Origin of the sequence: Nesterenkonia sp. PF2B19, from assembly GCF_001758425.2 — a bacterium.
GTDB classification, from domain to species: Bacteria; Actinomycetota; Actinomycetes; order Actinomycetales; family Micrococcaceae; genus Nesterenkonia; species Nesterenkonia aethiopica.
In genome coordinates this window covers 55,769-66,889 of sequence record NZ_MDSS02000014.1, presented here as the reverse complement: position 1 = coordinate 66,889, position 11,121 = coordinate 55,769, and the positions used below count along the sequence as shown (strand labels likewise).

Genomic DNA, 11,121 nt, shown 5'->3' with positions numbered 1-11,121 from the left:
GCTGCGGGCCTGGCTGCGTCGCTACACCGCCACCCTGGACCCCGCCCAATACCAGGCCGACTGCGACCGTGCCCGGGCGGATCGATGGGTACGCCTCCAACACGACGACCACGCCATGAGCTACCTCGAAGCCCGACTGCCCACAGTGGCGGCCGCAGCGATCGCGAATCGACTCCGCGCGGTCGCCCGCGGCCACCAACACCACACCATCCCCACCCCAGCAGAGACCGACACGCACTGCACCACCCCCACCACCTGTGGAGACAGGAGCACAGGCGGGACCGGCTCACAGGCCACCAGCGCCCAGCAGGTCTTCCCCGTCGAGCACCCCCTGCGGCCCGTCGAGCACCCCGAGCTGCCCGCCCCTGACCCGATCACCAGCGGCGCCATCCCCGTCCAGGTCCAGGACGGTCCTGAGGTACTTCCCGGGGAGACTCCTGCCCCTGGAGACTCCGACCGCCTCGAAACCCCCGCAGACGGCGCGGATCCTCGGACTCTGGCTCAGCTGGAGGCTGATCTGTTCGCCGCTTGGCTGCTCTCCGGCCGGGTCGAGGGTGCCCCGGTGGAGGCGAAGATCGCGGTCATGATCCCTGAGACCACCCTGACCGGACACAGCGACGACCCCGGCATCAGTGCCGACCGGAACTGGGTGATCCCAGCCAGCGATGCCCGCCACCTCGCCGGTGATCCCCGCACCTGCCACGACTGGTACCAGGCCACCACCAGCCAGACCCAGCCCGGCCCGATCCAGCCCGGCGCAGGAGACGTCTCTCCGGACATCCTCTCGATCACCTACACCGGCCGCTACGCTCCGGCCCGGCTGCGGGATGCCATCATCTTCCGCGACGGGGTCTGCCAGGCCCCGGGGTGCACCATCCCGGCTCAGCGCTGCGATCTTGACCACCGGCTCCCCTGCCCGGCAGGCCCCACCAGCGGGGCCAACCTGCAGGCCCTGTGCCGCAGGCACCATCGGTTGAAATCCCACGGACTGCTGACCCTGCCCGAACCCGAGCAGGCAGCACCGGACACCACCGCCCCACCACCGCCGCGGGCTCCGGCGCCGCCCCCACCACAGGGGCCACCACCATCACAGCGGTCGACGTCTTCACTGCCGTATCCCGGGCTGCGCTCTCACCGACTGCCGCCTGCCCGACCCCCGGGACGACAGCGGCATATCCTCGCGCCACAGCGGCACAACGACCTCATCGCAGCCCGCCACACCACCCCGGGGTCCGGTGCGACAGTGGCCATCCTCTACGACGCCGACAGACGACACCACTGAGCCACACGTGAGCTGCCGACAGCCACGCTGCCGCCCTGACGCACTCCCCGTTGCCTGACCGCCTCAGCCGAGCATGTCGCCGCGCCGATCCTCCAGATACGGGTTCGCGCAGCGCGAGGCGACCAGCCGCTCAGCACTGATCCGACCGATCAGCAGCTCTTCTCCCGCCCCGGCCGCCACGACGGGAGCGCCGTCAGGCCCGGCGATGAGGCTCAGCCCGCTGTACTGGAACTCCGGGTCCTCACCCGTGTAGTTCGCGTAGGCCACATACATCTGGTTCTCCAGCGCCCGCGCCGGCACCAGCAGGCGCGAGACCGCCTCGAAACCGACCATGTTCGCCGTCGGCACCACCAACAGGTCCGCTCCGGCGAGCGCCAGCCGCCGCGCGGTCTCGGGGAACTCCACGTCGTAACAGATGGCCAGGCCGATGCTCCAGCCACGCCAGTCGGCCACCAACCCCTCGCCAGTCAGCCCCTCGTCAGAAAAGCCTGCCCGGTCAAACTGTCGCGCATCGACGTCGCCGAAGAGGTGCAGCTTCCGCCAGCGCAGCAGCTCAGTCCCGTGCTCGTCGATGAACGCCGCACTGTTGTACACGCGCTGTCCGTCGCGCTCGGGAAACCCATGGCAGATCGCCACGCCGTACGTCCTGGCGATCTCCGCCATCCTCGTCAGCGCCGGCCCACCCCACTCTTCGGCGAATTGCTCCACGGCGCCCCGACCGATCGCGTAGCCGCTCAGGTGCATCTCCGGAAGCACCAGCAGGTCCGCACCGGACGTCGCGGCCTCGGCGGCCAGACGATCCGTCCGAGACAACGCACGCTCGACGGCGTCGTCGCCGATCTCCACCGGCGGCACCTGAGCCAAAGCCAGGGTCAGGGACTCGGCCGTCGCGTCCTCAGCCAGCGCCATCTCGTCAGCCTCCTCAGTCCGGGAGCCGCACGGGCCGCAGCTCGTCGAACACATCACCGGGGCCCGGATTCTCCGGGGCGCTCCGCCCGCCGAAGTGCGTCATGATCCCCCAGACGGCGTTGAGAGCGGTCTGCACCGCGCCCTCCGCCCAGGCGGGGGTGAAGGAGATGTCGTCCCCGGCCAGGAAGATGCCGCGCTCGGACTCGGGGAGGTCGCGCTGGACGAAGTGGGAGTACATGCGCTCGTTGTACCGGTAATGTCCCGGCAGCGCCCCCTTGAACGCCCCCAGGAAGTACGGGTCGTTCTCCCAGGAGACGGTGATCGGCTCCCCCACCACGTGGGAGCGGATGTCCACGTCCGGGTAGATCCGGCTCAGGGCGTCCAGGGCGAGGTCCACGCGTCGCTGCACGGGATGCGGGAGCATCTTCAGGGCGTCGCTCATCCACGAGTAGCTCAGGCAGATCACGCCGGGCCGGTCGGGTCCGTCGTCGAAGAGATAGGTCCCGCGGGTCAGCCGGTCGGTCAGCGTCATGCTCATCGCCTCGCGGCCGGTCTCTGGGTCCACGTCCCGCCAGAAGGGGCGGTCCACCATCACGAAGGTCTTGGCCGACTGCATGTAGCGGGTGCGGTCCAGGGCCATCCACAGGTCCTGAGAGAGCAGCTCCTCCTCCACCTCCACCTGAGTGGTCAGCAGCCAGGACTGGCAGGTCGCCAGCACCGCGTCGTAGCGGCGCTCCTCTCCGGTGTGGTCGACGACGCCGAAGCGTCCGTCATCGGCCCGGAACACTCGGGTGACCGCGCCCCGGGGGTGGCCGCCGTGCAGATCCGCCAGGGAGGTGCCGGCCGCCAGTGGGCGGCGTCGTCCACCGGCTGGGCCCACAGGCCGCGCGGCACCTGCTCGACGCCGCCGCGGATGAGGTGCTGGTCGTCGTCGAACTCGCAGACCGCCACGCGGAGGATCTCCAACATGGTGTTGGGGAAGTCGGAGTCCCAGCCGCCGGTGCCGAACCCCACCTGGCCGAAGACCTCCCGGTGCCGGAAGGAGAGCCGGGAGAACTCCTCAGAGGAGGCGATGAACTCGTAGAAGCTGTGGTCGTCCCAGGCGGGCACCAGCTCGTCCCAGATCTGCTTGACCGCGGCGGCATCACGACGACGCATGGCCTCCTGCAGGGCACTCAGGTGCAGCACCGAGTCCAGGGCGCCGTCCCAGGCCTGGGCGATCTCCTGGAACAGCGCGGGCAGGTCCTCCAGGGTGCGGGCGTACCAGGCCTGCCCGCCCAGCTCGATGACGGTGCTGCCGGCCGCCTCGGTGAGCGGGTTCGGGAAGGGAGCGGTCTCCAGGCCCAGGAGGTCCACGTAGTGGAAGAACGCCGCGGAGGAGCGGGGGAACCGCATCCCGCCGAGCTCGGCGATCACCTGGGAGTCCTCCTCCCCGGGGACGCGGAACGCCTCGGAGCGCAGCCGGCCGCCGAGCCGTTCGGCCTCATGGACCACCGGGCGCAGCCCCAGGCGCATCAGCTCATGGGCGGCCACCAGACCAGCGATGCCGCCGCCGATGATCGCCACCTCCCGTCCATGGGCCTCGGCGGGAACCTGGCCCAGCCCCGCGGGGTGTTCCAGCCACCGGTCATAGGGGAACGGAAAGTCCGGGCCGAAGGCCGTCAACCGGTGTGCCGTCTGCGTCATCGCATCCTCCCTGGTCAGTCCGATGTGATGCTAGCAACACTGAAGGCATTGAGCCATGCGAGGTCGGAATCGCCCCCGCCCGGGACGGGATGGGTATTCTGTCCCCATGGCTATGGCTCAAGTGCGGGACGTCGCGGCACGTGCCGGCGTCTCGCCGGCCACGGTCTCCAACGCCCTGAACCATCCGGAGAAGGTCTCCGAGACCACCCGCGAGCGCGTCCAGGCCGCCATCGAGGAGCTGGGCTACGTGCGCAACGAGGCTGCCCGGCAGCTGCGTCAGCGGCAGAATCGCGCGGTCGGCATGATCGTCCTCGACGTCGCGAACCCGTTCTTCGCCGATGTGGCCTCCGGCGCCGAGAAGAGCCTCGGCGAGATGAACCGGCCCCTGTTGCTGGGCAACTCCGGGCAGGACCGCCAGCGGGAGCTGACCCACCTCCGGCTGTTCGAGGAGCAGCGCGTCTCCGGACTGCTCATCTCCCCGGTGGGCGACGTGCTCGCCCGGCTGCGTCGGCTCAAGGAGCACGGCACCGCCGTGGTGATCGTGGATCGCAAGTCCGGGGCCGACGAGTTCTCCTCCGTCTCCACCGATGACCGGCTCGGGGGCCGCCTGGCCGCCGAGCACCTGATCGCCCAGGGGCGACGACGGATCGCAGTGATCGGCGGTCCGATGGGCATTCGGCAGGTGGCCCACCGTCTGGCCGGCGCCGAGGCCGCGGCGGCGGAGCACGACGGCGTCTCGGTGCGGATGTGCGACACCGGCGCGATGGACGTCGGGTCGGGTCGGCAGGCCACCCGCGAGCTGCTGGACCTGCCCTCCGGGCAGCGGCCGGACGCGATCTTCGCGACCAACGACCTGGTCGCCTTGGGGGTGCTCCAGGAGCTGGCACGGACCGGCGTGAGCGTCCCCGAGGACATCGCGCTGATCGGCTACGACGACATCGAGTTCGCCGCCTCCGCAACGGTTCCGATCAGCTCGGTGCGGCAGCCCGCCGCGGAGATGGGTGAGCGGGCCGCTGAGCTGCTGGTCGCAGCGATCGACGACCCTGACTCCCCGGTCCAGCACCCGGTGTTCACTCCCACCCTGGTGCCGCGGGAGTCCACGGTCGGAGCCTGAGCTCAGCCGCCGGTCAGCCGAGGATGCCGGCGATGTAGCCGAGGAAGACCAGCAGCAGGAGTCCTACCAGCACGGCGATGACCGTCACGACGGCCTTCGCCCGCGGCGGCCGACGAGGCGCAGTCTCGGGATGGGCCTCCGCGGTGCTCCCCGACTCGGGCGGCGTCTCGCCCGGCGGCACACCGCCTCCAGGCTCCAGACCCGGAGTCTCCTCCGGCTCGGGACCGGGGCGACCTTTCTGGGGCGTCGAGGCTGGACTCATGATCTCCTCCATCCTGGTCGGGAGAGCCACTGTAGGCGGCCCCGCCCGTCGGCGTCACGGGACCAGCACCCCGCTGGAGATTCACCGTACTGGCATCGCGTCATGCACGACCGGCAGTAGTCATACAAGTAGTCGACTTGTACGATCTGTGGCATGGCTTACACTCCCGACACCATCCGCCACATCCGCCTCTCCACTGCCACCCTGCCCCTGGCCACCGCCATCTCCGACGCCAAAGTGTTCACCGGTCGGCAGAAGCCCATGACGGAGGTCGTCTTCCTCTTCGCGGAGATCACCACCGAGCAGGGCCACGAGGGCGTCGGCTTCTCCTACTCCAAGCGCGCCGGCGGCCCCGCCCAGTACGCCCACGCCCGAGAGGTCGCCGAGAACGCCCTCGGCGAGGACCCGAACGACATCGCCAAGCTCTACGACAAGCTGCTCTGGGCCGGCGCCTCCGTCGGCCGCTCCGGGGTGGCCACCCAGGCCCTGGCCGCGCTCGACATCGCTCTGTACGACCTGAAGGCCCGCCGCGCCCGGCTCCCTCTGGCCAAGCTGCTCGGCGCCCACCGAGACTCGGTGCGCACCTACAACACCTCCGGAGCTTCCTGCACGCCTCGGTGGAGGAGATCACCGCCCGGGCGGATGAGTCGCTGGCCGCCGGAATCGGCGGCATCAAGATCAAGGTCGGCCTGCCGGACACCGCCGAGGACCTCCGCCGAGTGACCGCCGTCCGCGAACACCTCGGCCCCGACACTCCGCTCATGGTGGACGCCAACCAACAGTGGGACCGGGCCACCGCCCTGCGCATGGGCCGCCGCCTGGAGGAGTTCGACCTCATCTGGATCGAGGAGCCGCTGGACGCCTATGACGCCGAGGGCCACGCCGCCCTGGCCTCCGCACTGGACACCCCCATCGCCACCGGAGAGATGCTGGCCTCAGTTGCCGAGCATGAGCGGCTCATCGCCGCCCGCGCCTGCGACATCATCCAGCCCGACGCCCCGCGCGTCGGTGGCATCACCCAGTTCCTGCGACTGGCCGGACTCGCCCACCATGCTGGGCTCACACTGGCCCCGCACTTCGCCATGGAGATCCACCTGCACCTGGCTGCCGCCTACCCCACCGAACCATGGGTGGAGCACTTCGACTGGCTGAACCCGCTGTTCGAGGAGCGCCTGGAGATCGCCGACGGCCGCATGATGGTGCCTGACCGCCCCGGACTGGGCATCACGCTGAGCGAGCAGGCCCGCGCCTGGACCACCGAGACCGTGGAGTTCGGCACCCGCTGAGGCAGAATCGGCCTATGAGCACCAACCGCACCGCCCGGCTCACCGAAACCCTGCGTCGCCAGATCCTCGACGGCGAGATCACCGTCGGCCAGAAGCTCCCCTCCGAGGCCGAGCTGATCACCGAGCATGGCGTCAGCCGCACCGTGGTGCGGGAGGCGCTCGGGCGGCTCCAGGCCGCCGGCCTGATCCGCACCCGGCGCGGCGCCGGCAGCTTCGCGCTCACCCCGCCTGCCGAGCATGCGCAGGGTTCCCGCCCCGCCCGACCCGGAGAGCGCGAGACGCTCAGCGAGTTCCGCATGGCGCTGGAATGTGAGGCTGCGCGCTCGCCGCCGAGCACGGCAGCCCCGCGCAGCTGGAGAACCTGCGGGCGGCCCTGGCCGCCTTCGCCGCGGGAGCGACCCATCCGGCCACGGCGGTGGAACAGGACTTCGCCTTCCACCGGGAGATCGCCGCCGCCTCCGGGAACCCGCACCTGCTCACCGCCGTCGAGCAGCTCGGGGCCTCCATGATCGCCATGCCGCGCCGCCGGCTGGAGGGCGGGGAGAAAGCACCACAGGGCGCCGAGTCGCCGGATGGCGAGGCCCCGGCCACTGCGGCGCTGGCGGAGCACCATGCGGTGCTCGACGCGATCGCGGAGGCCGATCCCCGGGCGGCGTCCTCCGCGATGCGCGCCCACCTCACCGCCTCCCGACGCCGGGTCCTGGCCTGACATCACTCCCGAACCACGCGTTCAGCACTGCGCGACGTCTCTTTCTGCACTGCGCGATGCCCCTTCGGCATCAGAGCCACGACGCCTTGAAGGGCTGTGACGCGCATGACACCATGATGCACTGAAGGGATCACTCACCACCTGATCAATACTTGGAGTGCATAGTGTTCACGCTGGACCAGATCCGCAGCTTCGTCGCCGTCGCCGAAGAGCTGCACTTCGGCCACGCCGCCGAGCGCCTCAACATGACCCAGCCGCCGCTGAGCCGACAGATCCAGAAGCTGGAGAAGACGGTCGGGGTGCAGCTCATCGAGCGCGACAACCGCAAGGTCGCCCTCACCACCGCCGGCAAGGCCTTCCTCGCCGACGCCCGCAAGCTGCTGGTCTCCGCGGAGCAGGCGCCTCTGACCGCCCGGCGCATCGCCCGCGGTCAGGCCGGCGTGCTGCGCATCGGATTCACCGCCGCGTCCGGATTCTCCGTGCTGGGCACCCTGCTCTCCACCCTCTCCGAGCAGCTGCCCGACGTCGACGTCGACCTGCGGGAACAGGTGACCCGGGAGCAGGTCGACTCGCTGGTCAACGGCGAGATCGACCTGGGCCTGGCCCGCCCGCCCATCGACCATGAGCTCTTCGAGTCCCGCCTGCTGCTCTCCGAAGCCCTCGAGCTGGTCGTCCCGGAGGGCCACCCGCTGGCCGCCCTGGACCGGCCCGTCGCCGGGGCCGACCTCCGCGAGGTCCCGCTGATCATGTACTCCCCCACCAAGGCTCGGTACTTCTACGACCTCGCCATCCGCAATGTGCCCATCCAACACGGCAATGTGGTGCACACCGTCAGCCAGATCCTCACCATGGTGTCCCTGGTCGCCGCCGGCCGCGGCGTGGCCCTGGTGCCCGCCTCCGCCCAGCGCCTGGGCGTCGCCGGCGTGACCCACCTGCCGCTGGCCGACCAGACCACCGACGTCGTCGAGCTCCATGCCATCTGGCGCAGGGGTCAGCGCAACCCTGCCCTGCACCGCCTCCTGGCCGCCCTCGACGGTCATGTCAGCTCAACATGAGCTCATGCCGAAGCGGCCTTGGACGCCCGGCTGACCGCCTTCCTACAGTGAAGGTCACGAGTCGCCCCCGGTGCTCGCCGCATCCCGATCCAGGAAGGTCCCCCGTGTCCCAGCACTCCATCCAGCAGTTCACCCCCTTCGAGCTCGCCGAGCACCTCAAGGACGGGCTGCTCTCCTTCCCCGTCACCGCCTTCACCCAGGACCTCGCCCTGGACGAGGACGCGTACCGTGAGCACCTGAACTGGCAGGCGCGCCAGGGCGTGGCCGGGCTGTTCGCCGCGGGCGGCACCGGCGAAGGCTTCAGCCTCTCCGGTGAGGAGAACGCCCGGGTCGTGCGGCTCGTGGTGGAGGAGCCGGCGCCCACGTGCCGGTGCTCGGCTCCGCCGGAGGGTCCACCTCCCAGGCCGTGGCCAACGCGCAGGCCGCCGAGGCCGCCGGCTGCCAGGGGCTGCTGCTGCTTCCGCCCTACCTCACCGAATGCGACCAGCAGGGCCTGCAGGCCCACGTCGACGCCGTCTGCTCCGCCACCGACATCGGCGTGATCGTCTACAACCGGGCCAACGCGGTCTACTCCGCCGAGACCGTCGCCCGACTGGCGGAGAAGCACGAGAACTTCATCGGCTTCAAGGACGCCACCGGTGACATCGAGGCCGTCACGAAGGTGGTCGCCACCAACGGCGACCGGCTCTTCTACCTGGGCGGACTTCCCACCGCCGAGACCTTCGCCCTGCCGATGCTGCAGCTGGGCATGAGCACCTACTCCTCGGCCATGTACAACTTCGTCCCCGAGTTCGCCCTGGAGTTCTACGCCGACGTGCGCCGCCAGGACCGCGCCGCCGTCACCGAGAAGCTCACCCGCTTCGTGCTGCCGTACCTGGAGATCCGGGACCGGGTGAAGGGCTACGGCGTCTCCATCGTCAAGGGCGGACTGAAGGCCGTCGGACGCGACGCCGGCCCGGTCCGCCCGCCGCTGCAGGACCTCACCGAGGCCGACCTGCAGGACCTCCGCGACCTGATCGACGCCGCCGGAGTCCGCCCCGCGAACCCCTCCCCCGCCCTCTCCGCCGTCTGAGAGGATCGACATCAGACGCCACGCACCCACAAGGAGCTGAGCATGACCGCACAGACCACCGCAACCGCCCTCACCGGGCAGTCGATCATCGCCGGACGCTCCGTGGCCGGCACCGGCCGCACCGTCACCGGCTTCGACCCCTCCACCGATGAGGCACTCGAACCGGGCTACTCGCTGATCGACGAGTCCCAGCTCGCCGAGGCCACCGGCGCGGCCGCCGAGGCGTACCCGAGCTTCTCCCAGCTCGCCCCGGAGACCCACGCCGCCTTCCTGGAGCAGGTCGCCGCGAACATCGACGCGCTCGGTGAGGAGCTCACCGCCCGCGCGATGGCGGAGACCGGCCTCCCGGAGGCCCGCCTGGTGGGCGAACGAGGACGCACCGTGAACCAGCTGCGGCTCTTCGCCTCCGGTCGTGCGTCAGGGCGACTTCCGGGGCGCCCGGCTGGACGCCCCGGACCCGCAGCGCAGCCCGCTGCCGAAGCCGGACGTCCGCCAGCGCCGCATCCCCCTGGGGCCGGTGGCCGTCTTCGGCGCCTCCAACTTCCCGCTGGCCTTCTCCACCGCCGGGGGCGACACCGCCTCCGCGCTGGCCGCCGGCTGCCCCGTGGTGTTCAAGGCCCACAACGCCCACCCCGGCACCTCGGAGCTGGTGGGCCGGGCCATCACCGACGCCGTCGCGGCCTTCGACCTGCACCCCGGAGTGTTCTCCCTGATCTACGGACCCGGCGCCTCCATCGGCCAGGCGCTGGCCTCCGACCCGGTCATCCGGGCGGTGGGCTTCACCGGCTCCCGTGCAGCCGGGGTGTCCCTGATGAAGGCCGCCGCGGCGAGGGAGGTGCCGATCCCGGTGTACGCGGAGATGAGCTCCATCAACCCGGTGTTCCTCTTCGACGGCGCACTCTCCGGCGGCCCGGAGTCCGTGCAGAGCCTGGCCTCCGCCTACCTGACCTCGGTGACCGGATCCTCCGGCCAGCTGTGCACCTCCCCAGGCCTGGTCTTCGTGCCGACCGGCGAGGCCGGTGACGCCTTCGTCGCCGCCGTCGGTGAAGCCGCCGCCGGGCACAGCGGCCAGACCATGCTCACCCGGTCCATCGCCGAATCCTGGAACGCCGGTGTGGAGCAGCTGGGTGCGCAGGCCGGCGTGGCGCTGGTCGGCCGCGGCAGCACCGGCGAGGGCGCCAACGCCCCTGCCCCGGTGGTGTTCAGCGCGACCACCGCGCAGTTCCTGGACAACCCGGTGCTGCACGAGGAGATCTTCGGCGCGGCCTCCCTGGTGGTCCGCTATGACGGCGTCGAGGACCTGCTGGCCGCGGCCGGTCGCCTGGAGGGCCAGCTCACCGCCACCCTGCACCTCACCGACGGCGACCACGAGACCGCCCGGCCCCTGGTGCCGGTCCTGGAGCAGAAGGCCGGGCGCATCCTGGCCAACGGCTGGCCCACCGGTGTCGAGGTGGGCCACGCGATGGTCCACGGCGGTCCGTTCCCCGCGACCTCCGACTCCCGGACCACCAGCGTGGGCACGCTCGCGATCGAGCGGTTCCTGCGCCCCCTGGCCTACCAGAACCTTCCCGAGGAGCTGCTGCCCGCCCCCGTGCAGGCCGCCAACCCGTGGCACCTCAACCGACGGGTGGACGGGCAGATCCAGCTCAACGGCTGACCCCACCCTCCCCACACGCAGAAGCGCCGAGCCGGTGATCCGGCTCGGCGCTTCCGTCTGTGCAGGTCAGCGCTGATCAGTCACGAGTG

8 protein-coding genes and 4 pseudogenes are annotated in these 11,121 nt (G+C 70.8%); 8 read left to right on the top strand and 4 right to left on the bottom strand.

Going from position 1 to position 11,121, the window contains the following annotated elements:
• Positions 1 to 1,282, top strand: a 1,282-nt coding sequence (locus tag BCY76_RS06335) for an HNH endonuclease signature motif containing protein (RefSeq protein ID WP_237090010.1), incomplete at its 5' end; no start/stop codon positions are given.
• Positions 1,283 to 1,345: 63 nt separating this feature from the next.
• On the opposite strand, the gene BCY76_RS06330 is transcribed toward BCY76_RS06335, so the two are convergent.
• From BCY76_RS06330 to BCY76_RS19860, 3 genes are read right to left on the bottom strand one after another with little or no spacing between them, the layout of a single operon-like run.
• Complete coding sequence (locus BCY76_RS06330; protein ID WP_170922613.1) at positions 1,346 to 2,191, bottom strand: carbon-nitrogen hydrolase family protein; 846 nt, start codon at positions 2,189 to 2,191, stop codon at positions 1,346 to 1,348.
• 13 nt (positions 2,192 to 2,204) lie between these two features.
• Positions 2,205 to 2,978 carry a flavin monoamine oxidase family protein gene (locus BCY76_RS19865; RefSeq protein WP_272896821.1) on the bottom strand — a complete coding sequence of 258 codons (774 nt, stop codon included), beginning with the start codon at positions 2,976 to 2,978 and terminating at the stop codon, positions 2,205 to 2,207.
• The gene (locus tag BCY76_RS19860; protein ID WP_272896820.1) at positions 2,879 to 3,877 is read right to left on the bottom strand and encodes a flavin monoamine oxidase family protein; all 999 of its coding nucleotides are present in this window, start codon (positions 3,875 to 3,877) and stop codon (positions 2,879 to 2,881) included. The genes BCY76_RS19865 and BCY76_RS19860 overlap by 100 nt, the downstream gene beginning before the upstream one ends.
• Before the next feature lie 106 nt (positions 3,878 to 3,983).
• Here BCY76_RS19860 and BCY76_RS06320 point away from each other — a divergent pair, with 106 nt between their 5' ends.
• The gene (locus BCY76_RS06320; protein ID WP_311025023.1) at positions 3,984 to 4,991 is read left to right on the top strand and encodes a LacI family DNA-binding transcriptional regulator; all 1,008 of its coding nucleotides are present in this window, start codon (positions 3,984 to 3,986) and stop codon (positions 4,989 to 4,991) included.
• A 13-nt stretch (positions 4,992 to 5,004) separates the two neighbouring features.
• Here BCY76_RS06320 and BCY76_RS06315 read toward each other — a convergent pair whose 3' ends face one another.
• Positions 5,005 to 5,253, bottom strand: coding sequence for a DUF6480 family protein (locus BCY76_RS06315; RefSeq protein ID WP_070159784.1), 249 nt, complete (start codon positions 5,251 to 5,253; stop codon positions 5,005 to 5,007).
• Positions 5,254 to 5,406: 153 nt separating this feature from the next.
• On the opposite strand from BCY76_RS06315, the pseudogene BCY76_RS06310 reads away from it, so the two are divergent.
• The 6 genes and pseudogenes from BCY76_RS06310 to BCY76_RS06290 all read left to right on the top strand — a co-directional run bounded on the left by BCY76_RS06310 (position 5,407) and on the right by BCY76_RS06290 (position 11,032).
• Positions 5,407 to 6,539: pseudogene (locus BCY76_RS06310) on the top strand (L-talarate/galactarate dehydratase).
• A 14-nt stretch (positions 6,540 to 6,553) separates the two neighbouring features.
• A pseudogene (locus tag BCY76_RS20310) lies at positions 6,554 to 6,694 on the top strand (GntR family transcriptional regulator); the annotation flags it as partial.
• Positions 6,695 to 6,891: 197 nt separating this feature from the next.
• Positions 6,892 to 7,248, top strand: coding sequence for a FadR/GntR family transcriptional regulator (locus tag BCY76_RS20305; protein WP_336581996.1), 357 nt, complete (start codon positions 6,892 to 6,894; stop codon positions 7,246 to 7,248).
• Between the two features lie 164 nt (positions 7,249 to 7,412).
• Positions 7,413 to 8,303, top strand: coding sequence for a LysR family transcriptional regulator (locus tag BCY76_RS06300; protein ID WP_070159754.1), 891 nt, complete (start codon positions 7,413 to 7,415; stop codon positions 8,301 to 8,303).
• Between the two features lie 119 nt (positions 8,304 to 8,422).
• Positions 8,423 to 9,375 (top strand): annotated as a pseudogene (gene kdgD / locus BCY76_RS06295) (5-dehydro-4-deoxyglucarate dehydratase).
• A gap of 42 nt (positions 9,376 to 9,417) precedes the next feature.
• Positions 9,418 to 11,032 (top strand): annotated as a pseudogene (locus BCY76_RS06290) (aldehyde dehydrogenase (NADP(+))).
• Positions 11,033 to 11,121 lie beyond the last annotated feature (89 nt).